The organism is Planctomycetia bacterium (assembly GCA_021413845.1).
Taxonomy (GTDB): domain Bacteria; phylum Planctomycetota; class Planctomycetia; order Pirellulales; family PNKZ01; genus PNKZ01.
On record JAIOPP010000006.1, the window covers coordinates 209,878 to 228,919 of the forward strand.

13 protein-coding genes are annotated in these 19,042 nt (G+C 60.3%); 6 read left to right on the top strand and 7 right to left on the bottom strand.

Features of this window, described 5'->3' with window-relative positions:
* Positions 1 to 47: 47 nt before the first annotated feature.
* Together K8U03_01255 and K8U03_01260 are read left to right on the top strand one after the other, a co-directional pair.
* Positions 48 to 2,057 carry a CocE/NonD family hydrolase gene (locus K8U03_01255; protein ID MCE9603510.1) on the top strand — a complete coding sequence of 670 codons (2,010 nt, stop codon included), beginning with the start codon at positions 48 to 50 and terminating at the stop codon, positions 2,055 to 2,057.
* A gap of 53 nt (positions 2,058 to 2,110) precedes the next feature.
* Positions 2,111 to 3,562: a hypothetical protein gene (locus tag K8U03_01260; GenBank protein MCE9603511.1), complete on the top strand. Its 1,452-nt coding sequence runs from the start codon at positions 2,111 to 2,113 to the stop codon at positions 3,560 to 3,562.
* 10 nt (positions 3,563 to 3,572) lie between these two features.
* On the opposite strand, the gene K8U03_01265 is transcribed toward K8U03_01260, so the two are convergent.
* Entirely contained in the window at positions 3,573 to 4,841 is a 1,269-nt protein-coding gene (locus K8U03_01265) for a DUF1552 domain-containing protein (protein ID MCE9603512.1), read from the bottom strand.
* A gap of 28 nt (positions 4,842 to 4,869) precedes the next feature.
* Positions 4,870 to 7,335: a DUF1592 domain-containing protein gene (locus K8U03_01270; GenBank protein ID MCE9603513.1), complete on the bottom strand. Its 2,466-nt coding sequence runs from the start codon at positions 7,333 to 7,335 to the stop codon at positions 4,870 to 4,872.
* A 308-nt stretch (positions 7,336 to 7,643) separates the two neighbouring features.
* On the opposite strand from K8U03_01270, the gene K8U03_01275 reads away from it, so the two are divergent.
* The gene (locus K8U03_01275) at positions 7,644 to 8,054 is read left to right on the top strand and encodes a hypothetical protein (protein MCE9603514.1); all 411 of its coding nucleotides are present in this window, start codon (positions 7,644 to 7,646) and stop codon (positions 8,052 to 8,054) included.
* Between the two features lie 45 nt (positions 8,055 to 8,099).
* Here K8U03_01275 and K8U03_01280 read toward each other — a convergent pair whose 3' ends face one another.
* Both K8U03_01280 and rffA read right to left on the bottom strand, forming a co-directional pair.
* The gene (locus K8U03_01280) at positions 8,100 to 9,386 is read right to left on the bottom strand and encodes a glycosyltransferase (GenBank protein ID MCE9603515.1); all 1,287 of its coding nucleotides are present in this window, start codon (positions 9,384 to 9,386) and stop codon (positions 8,100 to 8,102) included.
* 150 nt (positions 9,387 to 9,536) lie between these two features.
* Positions 9,537 to 10,658, bottom strand: coding sequence for a dTDP-4-amino-4,6-dideoxygalactose transaminase (rffA, locus tag K8U03_01285; GenBank protein ID MCE9603516.1), 1,122 nt, complete (start codon positions 10,656 to 10,658; stop codon positions 9,537 to 9,539).
* A 468-nt stretch (positions 10,659 to 11,126) separates the two neighbouring features.
* Between rffA and K8U03_01290 the strand changes: the two genes are divergently transcribed.
* The 3 genes from K8U03_01290 (at position 11,127) to K8U03_01300 (ending at position 15,706) form a co-directional block, all read left to right on the top strand.
* Positions 11,127 to 11,879, top strand: coding sequence for a hypothetical protein (locus tag K8U03_01290; GenBank protein ID MCE9603517.1), 753 nt, complete (start codon positions 11,127 to 11,129; stop codon positions 11,877 to 11,879).
* Positions 11,824 to 12,231 (top strand): hypothetical protein, encoded by a 408-nt coding sequence (locus tag K8U03_01295; GenBank protein ID MCE9603518.1) that lies wholly within the window; start codon positions 11,824 to 11,826, stop codon positions 12,229 to 12,231. Before K8U03_01290 ends, K8U03_01295 begins: the two co-directional genes overlap by 56 nt.
* 97 nt (positions 12,232 to 12,328) lie before the next feature.
* Positions 12,329 to 15,706, top strand: a complete 3,378-nt coding sequence (locus K8U03_01300) for an FG-GAP-like repeat-containing protein (protein ID MCE9603519.1) — start codon at positions 12,329 to 12,331, stop codon at positions 15,704 to 15,706.
* Positions 15,707 to 15,711: 5 nt separating this feature from the next.
* On the opposite strand, the gene K8U03_01305 is transcribed toward K8U03_01300, so the two are convergent.
* The 3 genes from K8U03_01305 to K8U03_01315 are packed head-to-tail and all read right to left on the bottom strand — an operon-like array spanning position 15,712 to position 18,937.
* Entirely contained in the window at positions 15,712 to 16,833 is a 1,122-nt protein-coding gene (locus K8U03_01305) for a VOC family protein (GenBank protein ID MCE9603520.1), read from the bottom strand.
* A 33-nt stretch (positions 16,834 to 16,866) separates the two neighbouring features.
* Positions 16,867 to 18,135 carry an MFS transporter gene (locus K8U03_01310; protein MCE9603521.1) on the bottom strand — a complete coding sequence of 423 codons (1,269 nt, stop codon included), beginning with the start codon at positions 18,133 to 18,135 and terminating at the stop codon, positions 16,867 to 16,869.
* Between the two features lie 13 nt (positions 18,136 to 18,148).
* A complete protein-coding gene (locus K8U03_01315) occupies positions 18,149 to 18,937 on the bottom strand; it encodes a phytanoyl-CoA dioxygenase family protein (protein ID MCE9603522.1) in 789 nt (262 codons plus the stop codon).
* Positions 18,938 to 19,042: the final 105 nt, after the last annotated feature.

A 19,042-nucleotide genomic window follows, 5' to 3' on the forward strand; every position in this document is an offset into this window, starting at 1 on the left:
CGCTAACGCATCCGTTGCATTCGCTCGCGCCGCCGGGGATTCACAGCATGTTAGGGTATCGCTTCGCGCTTCATTGGGGCCGCTGGTCGTTCGTCGTATTATCGCTGGCAATCGCTCGCGCCCCGGCCGCAGCTCAACAAGCAGTTCAACAAGCGACTCAACAACAGACGCCGCCTGCGAAACCAAGCGTCGTAGCGCCCTACGAAGTTCGGGTCGAAATCGACGTGCCGATCGCGATGCGCGACGGCGTTAAGCTCGCGACCGACGTTTACCTACCCGTCGCCCGTTCGGCTCCGAACGATAAACCGGACGCCGCAGCGAAACCGCTCATCGAGCGTTTGCCCGTCTTGCTCATTCGCACTCCCTACGGCAAGGGTGGCGGCAAGTCGGGCGACGGGAAATACTTCGCCTCGCACGGCTATGCCGTCGTCGTGCAAGATACGCGGGGTCGGTATCGCTCCGAAGGAGTTTGGCGCTGGCTGAACGATGATGGGCCCGACGGCTTCGACGCCGCCGAGTGGATCGTGAAGCAGCCGTGGTCGAACGGCCGCATCGGCATGCTCGGCGGATCCTACGTCGGCGGCACTCAGCATGCCCTGGCGATGTCGGGCTCGCCGCACTTGAAGACCGTGATCCCGGTCGATGCGGTCTCGAATATGGGACGCCAAAGCATGCGCAACGCCGGAGCGTTCGAGATGCGCTTTTGGAATTGGATTTTCCTCAACGCCGCCGGCGGCAGCGATGCCGCGAAAAATCCGGGCACGGCGGCGGTGCTGAAGCAAATGGTCGACCAGCGGCATGAATATCTCAAGCACTTGCCGCTGCGAGCCGGAACGACGCCGCTGAAGCTCGCTCCGGAATATGAGTCGTGGCTGATCGAAGCGATGCGCCGCGGTGCCGACGACGCGTTTTGGGGCCATCTCAATATCGTCGAGCATCCGGAGCGCTATGCCGACATTCCGGTCTACTTGGTCGGCGGCTGGTACGACTCTTGGGCCGGTAACACGACGGCGAATTATGCCGCCCTGAGCAAGCAACTCAAGAGCGACGTTTATCTCATCATGGGCCCTTGGATTCATGGCAGCCAAGGTAACTTCGCGCATGGTCAGGTGACGTTCGGGCGCGAGGCGGCGATCGCCGATCCGCAGGCTTGGCGCTTGCAATGGTTCGACCGCTATCTCAAGGACGCCGAGAACGACGTCGGCCGCGCAGCACCGTTTAAGAATAAGGTTCGCATTTTCGTCATGGGCACCGGTGATGGAACGAAAGACGACAAAGGACTCTTAAACCACGGCGGTTATTGGCGCGACGAAAGCTCTTGGCCGCCGGCAAGATCGGTGCCGCGGAAATACTATCTCTCGGGCGACGGAACTCTTTCACCGCAGCCGCCGGCGGAAACCGTCGTGACCTCGTCTTCGACGAGTTTCACGTTCGCTCCGCGCGATCCCGTGCCGACCATCGGCGGCAACATTTCCTCGGGCAGCGACATCATGCAGCAGGGGGCTTGGGACCAGCGCGGCGGACCGCACATTTGGAACTGGTTGAAACCCATTCCGTTGTCGGCGCGCAACGATGTGCTGGTGTTTCAATCGGCCCCGCTCGCGGAAGATACGGAAGTGACCGGCGAGATCGAGGTTCGGCTCTGGGCTTCCTCGACGGCCGTCGATACCGATTTCACCGCGAAGCTCGTCGATGTGTATCCGCCGAGCGCCGACTTCCCCGGCGGGTTCGATCTCAACATCGGCGACGGCATCGTGAGGGCTCGTTTTCGCGATTCGCTTAAGCAAGAAAAGCTGATGGAGCCCGGCACCGTTTATCCCTTCACGATCAAACTCTATCCGACGGCGAACGTATTCAAGCGCGGGCACCGCATTCGGGTCGATATTTCCAGCAGCAACTTTCCGCGCTTCGACGTGAACCCGAACACCGGCGAGCCGCTTGCGCAAAATCGTCTGATGCGTTCCTGCGTAAACACGATCTACCATGCCGAAAAGCATCCTTCTCATATCTTGCTGCCGATCGTGCCGAGCGCTGCAAAAAAGCCGGTCGGTGAATAGTTGCCGCTGAGTGGTCGTCGTTCCGTCGCCGTTATGAAGTTGGGAGAGATTTTATGTTTTCGTTCATTCGTTTAGCGCTCGTTGCCATTTCGGTTTGGGTGTCGTTCGCCGGATCGAACGGCAACGCTGCCGCTCCGGCAGCGCCGGTGTTTCGGGCCGGGGCTTATGCGATCAACGTCAATCCGACGACGTTTCCCATGTCGTCGAACGGCAACATGAGCGATCGTCAGGCGACGAAGATCACCGACGATCTGCATGCCCGTTGCCTCGTGCTCGACGACGGTCGGACGAGGCTCGCGATCGTCGTCGTCGATAGTTGCATGATCTTGCGGCGCGAGCTGGACGAAGCGAAGCGCTTGGCTGAGAAAGCGACGGGGATTCCGAGCGACAAGATTCTCATCTCCGCGACGCACACCCATTCGGCAGTCACCGCGGCCGGCGTGTTTCAAAGCGAGCCGGTGCCGGAATACTTGCAATATCTAAGCAGTCAAATCGCGAAGGGGATCAAGCAAGCGTTCGACAATCTCGCGCCCGCCGAGATCGGCTGGGGGGTCGGAGCGAACGACACGCAGGTCTTCAATCGCCGCTGGTATCTCCAGCCCGGCACGATGCCGGTCAACCCTTTCGGCAAGACCGACGACCGAGTGAAGATGAATCCGGGCGCGATGAATCCGAACCTCCTAAAGCCGGCCGGACCGATCGATCCGGATGTGTCGATCGTCTCCATTCGCACGTCGACGGGACGACCGATCGCGCTGCTGGCGAATTACTCGCTGCATTACGTCGGCGGGCTCGATGCTTTTTCGGCCGACTACTTCGGCGCATTTGCGAACCGGATCGGCCGGTTGCTGGAAGTCGACAAGAATGCAACGAACGAAGTGCCTCCGTTTGTCGGTGTGATGTCGAACGGAACGAGCGCCGATATCAACAACGTGAACGTGAAGCAACCGGCCGCGCGTCGTGCCGCGGGGGAGCAGATCGAGCGCGTTGCCGACAGCGTCGCACAGACGGCGCTGGAAACGTATCGGAAGATCGAGCATCGAAAATGGGTGCCGCTGGCGATGGCCGAGCGCGAGATCGAGCTCGGCGTTCGCATTCCGTCGGCCGAAGACTTGGCGCAGGCGAAGGACCGCTTGGCGCAGGCCGGACCGGGACCGTATAAGGCGATCGCGGACATCTACGCACGCGAGACCGTGCTGCTCGCCGAATATCCTGCGACGGTAAAGGCGAAGCTTCAGGCGATTCGCATCGGCGAATTGAGCATCGTCTCGACGCCGTGCGAGACGTTCGTCGAGATCGGCCTGGCGCTGAAACAAGCGAGCCCGACGAAGCCGCTGTTCACGATCGAGCTCGCCAACGGCTACAACGGCTATCTGCCGACTCCCGAGCAATTCGATCTCGGCGGCTACGAAACATGGCGTGCCCGTTCCAGCTATTTGGAACGGAATGCGGCGACGAAGATCACGACGACGCTCGTGGAACTGTTGAAGCAATTGGCTGAATAAGCACTTGCGGCTAAACTTCGCTCAGCACGCCCGTGCTGCTGCCGAACCGGTCGGATTCGACGCCGATTTGTTGCAGCATCCGGACGAACAGATTCGACATCGGTATATTCTCTTTCCGGTCGAACGCGACATGGCCGGCATGCTTGAAGCCGCCGCCGGCGAGCAAAACCGGCAGATTGTCGTTCGAGTGCGACGAGGCATTGCCGAGGTTGCTCGCATGGAGAACGATCGTCCGATCGAGCACCGTATCGCCGGCTTCGGTCGTCGTCTTCATCTTCGTCAAGAAGTCGGCAAGGAGCTTCATCTCGGCCGCTTCGATCAGCGCGAGTTGCTCGATCTTGGCATCGTCGCGACCGTGGTGCGACGCGTCGTGATGCGAGAGCGAAAGGCCCGGCAGGTCGAGGCGTTCGGTGTGCGACCACAGGTACAAAGAGATCACGCGGGTCGTATCGGTTTGCAACGCCAAGTGCGCAAGATCGTACCACTGTCGCTCGCGCTCGAGCATTTTTTGGTCCGTCGAGTGGTCGTCGGTAAACGGCTTCGTCGCCACCTTCACTTTCGGCTTCGTGACCCAAAGTTGGTCCTGCTGTAAGCGTTGCTCGGCTTCGCGAATCGAGGTCAACAATAAATCGAGTCTACTTCGATCGGTAGGGCCGAGCGTAGCGGCGAGCGATCGCGACTGCTCGCGCACACCGTCGAGAATGCTTTGGCCGATCCGGATTTTCTCGATCTCACTTGCGACTTCGGCAGGAGTGCCGTCGACGAAGAGTTGCTTGAAGGCCCTAACCGCGCTCGATTCCGAAGGAACTTGCACTCCCTTCCGATTCCACGACAGCGTGCCGCCTCCCAACGTGAGCGAAGCGAAGCGCGTATCGCTTCCGAGTCGCGAAGCGACCTCTTGATCGAGCGAAATCGTGTTGCGCACATCGCCCGGCCGCATTCCCTCGGGGGCAACACCCGTCATGAGCGCCACTTCCGAGCCGTGGCCGGCGTTGTAGCCGCGATGCGACATGCCGGAGAAAACGGTGAAGTCGCGACGATGCGCTTCGAGCAACTTGAGATAACGGGACGGCTCGTAGTTCGCTCCGGCATTCTCCGGGAAAAAATAAGGGGTATGCAAACCGAGCGGGCGACCGATCAGCAGCATTCGCTTTGCGCGCAGCGCTTCGGCTTTTTGCTCCGCGTGCAGCCCGATCGGCAACATCGCATCGAGCAACGGCAAGCCGATCGAGACGGCCGCGGCGCGTAACATCGTTCGTCGGTTCAAGGGAAGTCGCATGTTCGATTCGTACCTGGATACGCGTAGGCTATTTACTGAGAAAGATGCGCGATTGAATCACGCCGTGGATCAGCGAACGAAAACCGTAGTTCTTCTTTTCCGAGTCGGCGACGAGTTGCTCGACGACTTCGCGATCGGCGAATTGCGTATCGGCACCCGTCGAGTAGACGATGAGCTTATGCGCCAGATTCCGCACGAGTTGCGGCTTATCCATCAGCAGCAGTCGCTTGTATTCATCGACATCCTCGAACTTTCGTCCGTCGGATGTTTCATAACCTTTCTCGACGTCAAGGCCGCGAATGATTTTACGATCGGGATAGTTGGCGAGTTCGACGCGCATCGCACCGTTACTCTGCGTGCCGCGATAGAAATCGCGCCAACCGCCGATGACGTCGAAGTTTTCCAAGGCGAATCCCGGTGGATCGATGTGGCGATGGCACGACGCGCAAGCCGGAGTGTTGCGGTGTTTGTCGAGCTGCTGACGGATCGTCGTCGCGCCGCGAATGTCGGGCTCGACGCTCGGGATGTCCGGAGGGGGCGGGGCAGGGGGTTGTCCGAGAATTCGATCGAGTACCCATTTGCCCCGGAGAATCGGCGATGTGCGCGTGCCGTCGGCCGTGATCTTCAAGATCGAGGCCTGCGTCATCACGCCTCCGCGATGACAACCGACCGGTAACTCGACTCGACGTAGCTCGCCGCCGATGATGCCCGGAATGCCGTAGTGCCGTGCGAGCCGTTCGTTGAGAAACGTCCAATCGGAATGCACGAAATCGGTGAGGCTGAGATCGCGGCGGAGGATTTCCTCGAAGAACGCTTCCGTCTCTTGCGGCATCGACCAAAACAGAAAGTCGTCGAACTCGCCGTAGTTTTGCGGGTCGGGCGAGGTGGCGTTGATGTTGCGTAGTTCCAACCATTGGCCGGCGAAGTTCTTCGTGAACCGTCGCCCCTTGGGATCGCCGAGCAACCGCTCGACCTGGGCGCGTAGCACCTCGGGCTTCGAGAGCTCTCCCTGTTTCGCGAGGGACAGCAATTCTTGATCCGGCGTAGAAGACCAAAAGCAATACGACAGCCGCGCCGCGATGGCGTAGTCGTCGAGTCCGACGCGCGTAGCGGATTCGGCCTGCTTCGGTTCTGCGAGATATAAGAAGTGAGGCGAGCAGAAGGCGGCTTTGTAGCCGAGCAACATGGCATCTGCGAACGGTTGGCCGGCGTCGAGCGCGTCGGTCACGATCTTCACGTAATACTGTCGGAGCTTCTCATCGACGGGGCGACGGAAAAGCTCGGGCAGAAACGTGCCCATCAGCCGCGCAGCATCCTCGCGCGGCGTGGCCGTCGCGGGAGTGAGCATGTCGTAGCTCCAAGCGGAGTCTGCGCGCTTCGGGTCGGGCGCGGGACGAGGCTTGCCGGCGGCGATGACCTTGGCGACCGATCTCGGCTCCAGCGGCACATCGCCGAACAGCCGGCGATAGCCGGGCGCAGGGAACGGATCGAGCGGACCTTCGACTTCGACCCATTCGACGACAAGGCCCGGCCCTTGGAAACCTACGAGCGATTTATCTTTATTGCGCGACGTGAAGTCGCGCACGGTCGGAAGCGTCCAGCCGGAGTAGACGATGACTTGCCGCGGCTTGAGGTCGAATTCCCCTTCGACGACGACTGATCTACCCGGCGGAATGTCATGCACCGCGCGCACGTCGTCGTCCGAGCGGCCATACGAATCGCGGCAAGTGCAGAGCATCGGCAGCGCTTTGCCGCCGGCGTTGACGGTATGCACGGAAGCCTTCACGCGATACCGACCGCGCTGCACGACGGGAGGGGTGGCGCAAGGGATGTGTCCCCACGGGCGAACGTACATCACGAGATCGTCGCCGTCGACCCGCACCGATTTATCGAGAATGTCTTTGAACTGTTTTTGTTGCTCGACGATTTCTCGGCCCGTGCGACGTTCGTGGAACTTGATCGGCGGACGATTCGGAATGACCGTTCGCAGCGCACGTTCGGCCGCTTCCTGATAGCGCAGCAAATGGACCGAGGAGACATCGAGCACGGCGCTCACGTTGTCGAACCCGGCCGCGATGTTGTCTTCCGGCAATAGATCTTTTACCTCGACGGCATCGCCGAGCAGGTCGCGAAGCGTGGTTTCGTATTCCGTTCGATTCAGTCGTCGCAGCACCACGCGACCGTCGCGCTGCTGCGCGGCGAAGGAAGCGTCGTGCAAGGTTCGTTGCAAGTCTGCGACAAGCGAACGAAGCTCTTTCTCGGCCGGACGTGGTTCACCGGCCGGCGGCATCTCGCCGCGCGAAAGCTTATCGAGCACCTTCGCCCAGACGGCGGCATGTTCCTTGTCGTCGAACCTCGTCGGTAGCCGGTCCAAGCGCAAGCCGCGCTCATGCACGTCGGGCCCGTGACACGCTACGCAATGCGCGGCGACGAAAGTTCGCAAGCGACCGTCGATGAGATCGTTTTCTTTGGCGCGGGCATGCGCGGCGCTCATCGCCGCGAGAGCGAGCAAGACGATGGAAACGGAACGAAGAGAAAGTTGCGACGGCACGATAACGTCTCACCGTTTCAAAGCTTGAACGAGCTTTTCCAGAGAAATATCTTTTGATGGTAACGCACCTCGACCGCCGAGTGTTAGCGCATCGTGCATGGTTTCTTTATTATCCTGTGAACCGGGGCGGCATCGAATAAGCTATCGTCGGGCCGCAAAAGCCTGGTATTCTTCGGCCTTTCGTTGTTGAATAGCACGGTTCAACGAACAGACTGAGATTAACACGACGCGAACCAGGGAGGACGATCGTAGTGCAACAGCCCGAAGACGTGCCGAAATGGCTGGGTTGGCTCTGTGCCTGCGTCGGGCTCGCTATTTGCGCCATGTCCGTGGGGCTTATTCCGATCGACGAGAACGCTCTGCATGCGCCCCGCGCAATACTCTTCCTCTGCGGCTTCATGTTTGTCGCCGCGGGCTTTCGGCCGCTCGCTCACGGCAAGCCTCGGCTCTCGCGTTGGGCACCGGTTGCGATCGTCGGGTGCTTCGGCACGATCGGGCTTTGGATCGGCCTGAAAGGAGAAGCGGCCGCGTTTTCCGGCGGCCTGCCGTTCGTATCGCCGGAGACGAATGTTCTCGTTGCTCGCTCGATCTTCGCAAGCATGGGAGCCGGCTGCTTCGTGCTGCTCGCCGCCATGCTTTATCGTTGGAGATCGCTTCGTTAATACGAGCACCAATCGCGCAACCCTAGTCGCGCAATAACGACGACATCAGCGGGCTCCCATGCCGGCTTTCTCTGCAATCAAGCTTTCGACAAGATCGGTCGTGCGACGGGCCGGCTCTTCGCGAGGTCCGAACCGGCCGGCGATTTCGCGACATCGCTTCTCGACGGCGGGATCGTCGAGCAATTGCCGTAGCGCTCTCGCAAGAGTATCGGCGGAGACTCGCGATTCATGAACTGTGCGGCCGACTCCCAAACGTTCGGCGCGCGCGGCCGCATCGGGTTGATTGAAATTCGAGGGAATCGAGACTTGCGGCACACCGGCCCGGAGCGCCGCGGCGATCGAGCCGACCCCTGCGTGATGGACGACCGCACTCGCCTGCGGCAAGAGCGCTTGGAAGGGAGCGTAGTTAAGATGCAGAATGTCGTCGGACAACGACGACGCAATCTCTTCTCGACGCTTCGTAATGAGAATTCCGCGGCGGCCGAGTCGGCGACAAGCTTCGATCGCCGCTTGAAAATAAGCTTTCGTATGCAGATGCGAATTGCCGGGCGAGAACACGATCGGCTTCGTACCGGCATCTAAGAACTGCAAAGTTTCAGCCGACAGGCCCTGCCCAGGGGCTGCGTCGTAGACCGGAAAGCCGACGACATGCGTTTGTTTCGGCCATTCCGGTTGCGGTGCGCCCCACCAATCGGGAAACGCTGCGAGGACCATATCCGGCGAGTTCCACCACTGGTGCATCACGCGCCGCATCGGCGCGAGCCCGAACTCGGCGCGAAATCGGTTCAATTCCGTGCGACACAGCGGATCGATGTAGAATCGATCGGCCACGTAGAACTGCAGCCGCATAAACCAACGAAACACCCAATCGCCGACGATCATCGGACGAGGCATCCGATAGATGCCCCGCGCACTGCGCAGCGTATGCGGATCGGTATGCAGCGTGACGGTCGGAATGCCGAGCGACTCTTGAGCGATGCGCGCCCCGAATGACCAATTGGCCGCCACGATCACGGTTCGTCCCGGCTCGTTGCGAGCGGCCAAAGCGTCGTACGTGCTCTTCAGCGGTTCCAAACACTGAACCGGTAGATGCCGGCGGTATCCGTCTTGATAGCTCAAGCACTCCGGCCGCTTAAGATACTCCAAGCGATCGGCGGTATGCACGCCGACGAACTCCGCCCCGACATTGACGGCGGCTTGCGAAAAAGCGTCGTTGCCGATCATCGTCACACGATGGCCGCGCTCGACCATCTCCGTCGCCAAGGCGAGCATCGGGTTCCAATCGCCGATCGTGCCGACAGGGCATAGCAGCAAATTCAACGGTCGTTTCACAGTGGGATTTTCCGAAGGCATAGAAGATCAAATTCCGCTAGAATCAAGCTCGAATAGCGTTTATCGACTGCTGTCACCGCGCGGCGACAATTGCGATATCTCGGTCAAGAACGTGCGCAATAACTTGCTTTCGGATCGCCGGTTGTCGAACTAAAAAAAATCTCGGATTTCTTCGACGATTACAGCGAGTTCGCTCGCCGTTAGACTGGGATAAAGCGGAAGTCGCAAGATTCGTTCGTGAATCGATTCCGTAATCGGCAGCGTTCCCGGGCGATACCCGAGTCGTCGACCCATCGGCGATGTATGTAAGGGGACGTAATGGCTTGCCGTTCCGATTCCGCGCGCCGCCATGTGCCCTCGTAAGCGATCACGCGTCGCCGCGTCCGACAGCATAAGATAAAATAAGTGGCAATTCGATTCGCAATGGTCGGGCACATGGGGCAATCCGAAATGCTCTGTGTCGGCAAGTGGCTGCAAGGCTCGGTAATAGAAGTCGTAGATCTCTCGACGTCGGGTTTGAATAGCATCGAGCTTTTGGAGTTGCGCATACAGGAATGCGCATGTTAACTCACTCGGTAAGTGTGAGCCGCCGAAGTCGACCCATTCGTATTTTTGCGTTTCACCGCGCATGAACTGAGTGCGATTGGTTCCCTTTTCGCGAATTATTTCAGAGCGCGCAATGAAGCGCTCGTCGTTAATGCAGAGCGCCCCTCCTTCGCCGCTCACGTAATTCTTCGTGGCGTGAAAACTGTAAGTTCCCAGTTGTCCGATCGAACCCAGAGAACGCCCGCGATAACTCGCGTTGACGGCTTGAGCCGCATCTTCTACGACGATCAAGTTGTGTCGATCGGCGACGCGGCAGACGACATCCATTTCGCAAGCGACTCCGGCATAGTGGACGACGAAGATCGCTTTGGTTCGCACTGTGACGGCCGCTTCCAGCAATCGTTCGTCGAGATTAAGCGTGTCGGAACGAACGTCGACGAAGATGGGTTTCGCCCCTCGAAGCACGACCGCATTCGCCGTGGAAGTGAATGTAAACGAGGGCATAATGACTTCATCATCGACCGTCAAATTACAGAGAATCGCCGCGATCTCCAAAGCCGCGGTACAAGACGGCGTCGGCAAGACCCGTTGAATTCGATATCGCTGTTCAAGTAGTCTTGCGCAAGCGATCGTGAATCGTCCGTCGCTTTCCAAGCCGCTTTCCAAAGCGTCCGCAAGACAGCGAAGCTCTTCACTCGTCTGACCGATCCGATGGAAAGGAATCATCGTGGAAGGTTTGAGCGCAGAAAGATTTCCACTTCGCATCGGAAGGCGTTCTCTTATTTATCGGTGCGCCGGTCGTGCTTTATCGGCGGCTACGAAGATCGATTGAAAGTCCCGCCTACGATAATCCACATTGTTCGCCAATGCGATAGTTTCTAGGAAATCATGCGTTCGAACGATGTTCATCATACATGGATCGATGCGTGTATTCTTGCGTCCGATTCATGCTTCATCATCAAGAATTCAGCGGCTGCATCGGTAAATTCGTGAGCCGTACCGTAATGATTCGACAGCGGCATTACTTGCCGTTAAGAATTACGAATCGCATCGTAAAAAACCGGCGGTTAGACTGAGTCGGCATTAAGTCCAACGATGTGATCGACGGAATTTTCCAAACCCGCTGCAAAGTCCTACTCAAGGTCCAGGTGAGTCATGCAACGATACCTCCGATGCGTCCATTGGGCTGTCGCCTTGTCACTGCTTTGTCTTTCGACAACTCCCGGCGAAGGACAAGAGCGGGTCACGCCGAAGGCTTCGAAAGGGGGTATCAAGTGGGGTGAGCCGTGGGCCGATATTCCTGAATCTTTTCGCAGCGCGCGACCGCCCGAGTGGCCGTTGCCGACCGATTTGCAACAGTGGGAGCAGACCGGCCGCTCGACGGTAAGAAAGACGTTGTTGGATTGCTTAGGCGAGATGCCTGCGCGACCCGATCCGAGCGGCGTGAAGATCCTTTCCGTAGAAGACCGCGGAGAGTTCGCGCTCGAACGTTTCGAGTTTTTCAACGGCGTCGATATGACTGTGCCCGGCATCTTAGCGATCCCCAAGAAACGTTCGGGCCGCGTACCGGTCGTCGTCGGGATGCACGGTCATAGCGGCTCGAAGGATGAGTATCTCCCGAATCTCGAGAAGGAGCTTTCGCTCGGCGGGATGCTCATTCGTCGCGGGATCGCCGTGGCGGCCATCGACGGCTATTTCAACGGCGAGCGTGTGAAGAAAGGGCCTCGCGGCACGGTGGAACGTGACGCCGCCGGGCAAGAGCTTTCGTTATTCAAACTGCATCTGTGGCAAGGGCGCTCGCTGTGGGGAATGATGCTCCGCGACGAGCAATGCTTGATCGACTATTTGCAAACGCGCAGAGTTGGACGGCGATCGGATCGGCGGCACCGGCATGAGCATGGGCTGCACCCGCGCCTGGTGGCTCGCGGCGATCGACGAACGAGTTAAGGCGATCGTCGGGGTCGCCTGCTTCACGCGCTACACGGAAATGCTGGCCCATGCGAAAGGACACGGCATCTACTACTTCGTGCCGGGCCTGATCAAACACTTCGATAGCGAGGCGATCATGGCGCTCGTCGCACCCCGGCCGATGTTGCAGCTTTCGGGCGATCAAGATTACAACGCGCCGCCCGACGGGGTCGAGGTGCTCGAACGAAAGCTCGGCGCAGTGTATGCCTTATATCAAAAGCCCGAGGCGTTTCGCAGCGTGATGTACCGCAACACGGGCCATGAGTATCTGCCGGAGATGCGTCATGAGATGGCCGATTGGTTCGCGAAGCATTTGAAACCATCGCCGTGACGTAGTTTCGAGGAAATCCGACGGCTAGACTGAAGCGGCACGCCGAAAGTCCGAACGTCGCGCCGGCGACGAACTCACTCCGAGGGGAACGTTCCCGATGAAAATCGAATGCCCGACCCGGTTTCGTAAGCACTACTCTTGGGCCTCGCTGGCCTTGGCGATGGCATGCCTAGCGAGTCCGCTTGCGGCGGAAGACACGCGCGTGCCGAAGTGGGACGCGCGCGGCCTCGGGCTATTACCGCCGCAAGGAATCGCTTGTCTCGACGTCAGCGACGACGGCTCGCGGATCGTCGTGGGAACGATCGCGCCGGCCGCCGAGCCGAGCGTGCATGTGCTCGATGCCGCCGGAAAGATCTTGAAGTCGTATCGTGTCGGGCAGCGTTGGATCGGACAAGTTGCGGCCGCATCCGGTGACCAAGCGTTTGCAATGTGCATGATGCCCAACGGCTCCGCGTTCGACGAACCGACCACGTATGCTTGCGGCGAGTCGACCTTGCCGATCGTCGGAGGGACCGGCGGGATCTCGTTGTTCCATTACGGAGACCATAGCAACCACGTCGGCAAGCAATTGCGTTCCTATTCCGGCGGCGCCGTAACGCTCAATGAGAATCAAATTCTTTGGCTCGATGTCGCGAAAGCCGAACCGGCTCCGACGGCGGATGCGGCGCGCGGATCCGTGCGGAATCTTTCAAACCCGACGGCGAAGTCGTACTTTCGGAATCTCAAACCTACGGTACTCTCCGTGCATCGCAGCGGCGTCGCGCTCGTCGGCGGACATGCCGACGGCGACACGAAGGAGACTAAGTCGAACAACTTGTTCCTGTTCCGCCCGGGCACGCAAACGCCGATCTGGTCGCGACCGATCGTCGCCGAGGTTGCGGAATCGACCGCGCCAGAGCTCGGAGAATATGGCCGGCCGCTGTTGGCCGACGGAAGCCGCGGCCTGTTGCCTCAGCGCGACGAGCCGATCTCCGCACCGCTCTCGATCGGCGTGACGCGCGATTCGGAATTCTCCGAAAGCACGTCGCGCGTCGCCACGGCCGACTATCGCGGTTGGCAGCGCTGGGTTCGATCGTCGGCCACCGGGGTCGACACTCCGTACGGCGTGCGTTTCATGCCCGCCAAACCGACGATTACGGTTTACGACGGCGGAGGCAAGGTCGTTCGTCGGTTCGATGCCGCGAAGTTTTCGCAGGCCTGTTGGGTCGACCTCGAGTTCTTGCCCGGCGGTCGAAAGCTGCTGGCCTATCCGCACCACTGGACCTGTCGCGGCCTAGCGGGCCAATCGATTCTCCCGGCCGACGATCGAGCGCAGACGATGTGGCTCTTAGACATCGAGACCGGCGAGATCCGCACGCGCGAATTTCCCGACGCGATCGCAAGCCTCGCCGTAGCCGACGACGGAACGACCGCCATCGCGTGTTGGAACGGTCGTGTTTACCGGCTCGCCGAAGCTGCGCTCGTCGAGGGGGCGTTGCCTGCCGGCATCGAGGTCGGTAAACCAGCGCTCGTCAAGTTCGATCGTTCCGGCAAGCGACTGATCGCCGCTACTACCTCGGGTGAGATTCTGAATCTCTCCGCGAACGCTAAGGCGGAACGACTCGTCGATCTCGCGGTCGCCGTGCCGACGACTGAGAAGTCGTGGATCAAGAATGCAAACGGCGTGAAGCTCGCCCAAGGTCTGTGGGAGTTGCCGGGAGGCCGCGTCGAAAGCGATCTAGGTGGGCAGCGGATCATCGAAGCGCCGGACGGCTTGATCCTGCTCGAAGGGCATGCGGGTCTCTCCTTCGAGCGTGAATGGAAAGCGATCGAGTCCGTCGGGCTTGATCCGCGGCGAATCAAATACGTGCTCGCCACGCACGAACACGGCGATCATGCTCCCGGCGCTTATCTCTGGCGCGTCGCTACCGGTGCGCAGTTCATTTGTAGTCGCGAGATGGCCTACACGTTGCAGCACCAGCTTCCCGACGGCACGGGCTACGGGCTGCATCCACCGGTGCCGACGGATATCAAGATCGACGAAGAACGGGTACTCGATCTCGCGGGCTTGCGCGTCGTTGCTCTCAGATTGCCGGGGCACACTTTCGGATCGATGGGTTGGCTCTTCGAGCGCGACGGTAAGAGGTTCGTCGCGATCGGCGATTTGATTATGCCCGAGGGGCGGCTAGGTTATGCGGGGAGCATCAATTTCAGTCCGCAGCAAGTGTTGGAAAGCCTGCGCAAGCTCGACTCGCTACGCGTCGACACCGTCTTGCCGGGGCATGGTCCGGTCGTCGGGCCCGATAAATACGTGGCGGCCGGCATCGCATTCGGCATGCACGTCGGGTGGGGGAAGATGACTCCCGAAAAGCCCGATCCTCGTTTCCGCATCCACCAATCGAACGTACTCGTTACGGGGTTTCTTTCCGGTGCCGTTTCGGCCGACTTCGGAGACATCGACGGAGATGGCTTGCCCGACGTCGCGGTCGTTTCGCCCGACGGAGAGCGGAGCATCGTGAAAGTGTTTCTCAATCGGAGCGAGCGCGAGGGACTTTTCGATCCGATGAAGGCAGACTTCGAAATTCCGGTTCCGGATATCGGCCTGCCGCAAAAGATTCGGCTACGGACGTTGAACGGCGATCGAAGGGGCGACTTCTTCGTTGTCGGTCGAGCGGCGTCGGCGTTGCTCTCTTCGCGCGACCAAGTCGGCGCATACGACATCAAGACGTTTAGCGTACAAGAACCGTATCAGCTGCGCGTCGTCGACCGGAAGGAGTCGGGCGCCGGCAGAGTCGTCGCGTTCGGTCAATTCAGCGGAGCTCAGGTCGTCACGTCGGATCCAGCGGGCCGTTTACGCGCCGAACCGTTAACGCCGACGCTCAAGGTTCCTTACGCCGACATTCGCGAACTCGACCTCAACGGGGACGGCCGCTTGGATTGGGTCTCCAACGACGGAAGCGTTCGCTTGCGCGATGCCAGCGACGTTATTCCCGAGGCGGCGACGTTGCGACTTCAGGTACCCAGCTCCGGTGAATGGTTGCACCTAGGGGTCGGCGATGTGAACGGCGATCGGAAGCCCGACGTCATCATCACGGAACGAGAAGGAAAGATATTGGCGTTTCATAATACGGGCGATGCACGAGTGCCGTTCGCCGCGCAGCCGAGCACCACGCTCGAACTGAAGCCGGAGGGAACACTGCAAGTCGTACATGCGCGCGACGCCGCGACCGTCGCCGATTGGAACGGCGACGGCTTCGACGATCTGCTCTTCGGCCTTAGCCAGCGCGACGAAGTGCGAGTGTTTCTCGGCAGTGCGGCCGGCCTCGGAGTAGATCGGACGGAGAAGATCGTGCTCGACTATCTGCTGCACTTCGAGCACTCCGTGACCGTGGCCGACTTCAACGCCGACGGCCGCCCGGACTTGGCTTGCTTCGCCATCGTGCAAGGAGGCCCCGCCACGCCGTTCATCTGGTTGCAACCCAGCCGCGCGAAGTAGGATGCCTACGAGCAGCAACCACCGCTCGGGGCGGCACCGCCGAACGAGAGGAACTCGCCGGCATGCGGCATCGCCGCGAGCGCCGCGGCCTGCGCGGCCGTGACGCGAACGCGTCGGCCGCGAGGAAAGATGTTGCCGTAGTCGTCATGCAGTTCGCGCCAAGGGCCGCGATAAAGAACGTCGACCGTCTTCTCGGCGCAAGGTTCGGCTGCGGGCGCCGAAGCCGCGAGCCTCGTTTCGCGAAGTTGAGCTTCGCCGACGGTGAAGCAAGGTTTTTCGCCGAGTTTTACGAACCGAACTCCGACGAATCCCGCCTCGGCAAAGAACTCGCTCGCTTCCGTTTCCGTCCATACGTGCTCAACCAAAGACGCCGGGCCGGGCAAGACCGGCTTCTCCGGCAGCGGTCGATCGGACGTCAAGGCATGCGCTCCGATCGTTCCCCCGGGACGCAACACGCGACGCACCTCTTGCATGAAGGTGCTCACTCGTGCCCGCTCCAGCTTCATGTTCAGCGTCCCTAGCAGCTGAACATCGTCGACCGAACCGTCGGCAAGGTCGATGCGCTCGGGCAATGGTTGCGTGAGTAGATGTTGCCAAACGACGGCAGTCGCTTGCGGCGTCGACGATGGAAGCGCCGCGGACGTGGTCGGCTGCAAGACATTGAGCCGGCCGCGGAAAGTCGAGTTGCCGGTGAGCCCTTGCGTACGGCTTGGGTTATGCTCGTCGTGCTCGTCGGCGTCGCCATGCAGAACATAGAGTTCCCACAACGCACCGTCGGGATCTTGAACCCAGAACTTCGTCTGCTTCGAGTAGCAACACTCGACTCCCTCTTCGCGCTGCGTGGCGAAGCCTGCTTGTTCGAGCCGAAGCTGGACGGCGACCAGCGCTGCCGAATCAAGTAAGCGGAGTCCGACGTGGTTCATATGTCCGCCGCTGCTGGGCGGAATCGGAATGAGCGACAACACGACCGGCGGTTCGGCCAGCTCGAACTTCGCGTAGTCGCCGCGCACCTTCGCCGGCTCGACTCCGAACAATACGCGGTAGAACGCGAGGGAGCGAAAGAGGTTGCCGGTGTTGAGCGAGATGTGAAACTTGACGACATCCGCGGCGGTTTCGAGCGTAGACATACTAAGTCGCCGGCAAGGGGAAGTAGTTCGAAGCTAGACCGAGGCATTCTCTTCGCTCAGCTTCGGCGAGGCAACGAAAACCGCTGCCCAACCGACGAGAAGCACGATGAACGCCATTCCGATAATCGCGGGCCGATAGGAACCGGTAAATTCGATCGACGCTCCGAAGAGGATCGGACCTAGCGCCGAGGCGAAGACCGTCAGCATTTGAGCGGCCCCTTGAATGCGCCCGAGTTCGCGACGGCCGAACAGTCGAGGGAACACGGCGAAGAAGATGACCGTGATCATGCCGCCGGAGAAACTCGTCAGGGTCGACACGGCGATCAACTGCTGCTTCGTGTCGATCCAGGTCAGGCCCAGGAGCGATACGGCGTACAACGTCATCCCAAGGGTCGTGAGCCGTTGGTAGGTCCAGCGTCGCGCCAGCCCGCCGCAGGCCGCTTGCCCCAGCAAGCCGAACGGCGCAGCGATCACGGCCGTCTGATAGTAGGTCGCATAGTCGAAGCCGCGCTCGGCGAGAATTTTTCCGTTGAAAAGCGTAATGCCCGCCGCTACGAGCCCGAAGAGCGAAGTGGCCGAAGCGAAGAGCCAGAAGGCGGGGGTCGCGAGTGCTTGGCGGAGGGTAAAGCCGCGACCGACCGTCGCTTCGGAACTCTCGTCGGCGAACATCGGCAATGTTTTCGGCAACAGCCAAGCGGCCGGAGCCAGGCACAGCACGGCAATGCCGATGCCCGACCAAGCGTAACGCCAGCCGGCTTCTTTTACACTTGAGCCGACCATTCCGACCGAGGCCATGAACCCGATCGTCATCCATAAGCTGAAGGCGGCCATCGGCCACGTCTGGCGGCGATCGAACGACTTGCCGACGATCGCAATGCTCACCACCGACATCGCGCTCTGGCCGAACGCGCGGGTCAGCGTAATCAAGATCAGCAGCATCGAGGTCGTCGTCACGCCGGCCATGCCGCGCGTCACGACGCCAAGCGCCAACGCCGTGCCGAACAACACGACGCGCAGTCCGTATCGGTCGATCAAACGCCCGGTCGGAAAGCAAGCCAAGGCGCCGATCAGCGTGGCCCAGAGGTTGATATGGCTGAACTCAAGTTCGCTGAGTTGCAGATCGCGGGTCAGTTGAGCCTCGACGAACCCGAGGCCGAACGTGCGACCGGGAAACGTCGCAACCATCGCCGCAGCCGCCACGACGAGCGTCACGACGTTGCGAGCCGTACGCTGTTCGTCGACGGGTTGCCCGATCTCTTCCGGCGATGTTGCCGGTAGTGCGCGATCTTCCGCGGTACTCATTGGAAAGCGATGCTCATTGGAAATACGTTTCCGTCTTGCCGTATTCCGCATAGCGAGCGACGAGCCACTCGTGAAAGTAGGCGTAGTGCCCGGCGCGTTGCTCGCCCCCGTCGCTCAGGGCGTTGTAGCTTAGGTAGAGTTGGCGGCGGTAACGATCGGTCCGGTTCGGGCCGGAGCGATGCGGAGTAAAGCCGTCGAAGATCGCGACGTCGCCGGGCTGAAGATCGAGCTTCACACCGCGGGAGAGGTCGATCTTGTCGAGCGGAATCTCGTGATACATGCCGTCTTCGGGCATGATCGAGCCTTGCTTGTGATAGCCGGGAAACAACTCCGTGGCTCCGTTTTCTTCGTCGGCCGGGTCGATCGCGATCAAGACCGTGACGAACGAACGCGGAAACGTCTTCCAAGCGATGTAGTCTTGATGCATCCCATAGCCGACGGCTCCCGGCGGCTTGTAGATCAGCTTGTCTTTGAAGAGGCAGCCCGGCTCGCCGTAGATTTCGGCCAAAGGATCGAGAATGCGGCGGTCCTCGGCCACTTGCCCGATGAGCGGGCTGATGTCGATCACGGGATCGAAGCACTCGAACGTGCATTCGCCGGTTTCAACGTGATTTTGCCAGCGGCAGCGAATGTTCTTGATGTCGATCAGGTCTTTGCGCCACCAGAGCTTGCTCGCTTCAGCTTCGAGCGCGGCCGTTTCTTGCGGCGAGAACGCACCGCGAAGCACGACGAAGCCATCGGCGGCGTATTGCTGCGATTGCTCATCGGAGAGGGAATAGGTGGAACCGGCGGTCGTCGACATAGATCGCTCCGAGCAGTTTCGACGAATCTGCAAATTACATGCGACACTCTTAAGAACGTGATAAGTTTAATCCTCCGTCGAACTCAGGGAAAGCGGCCCAGTCGG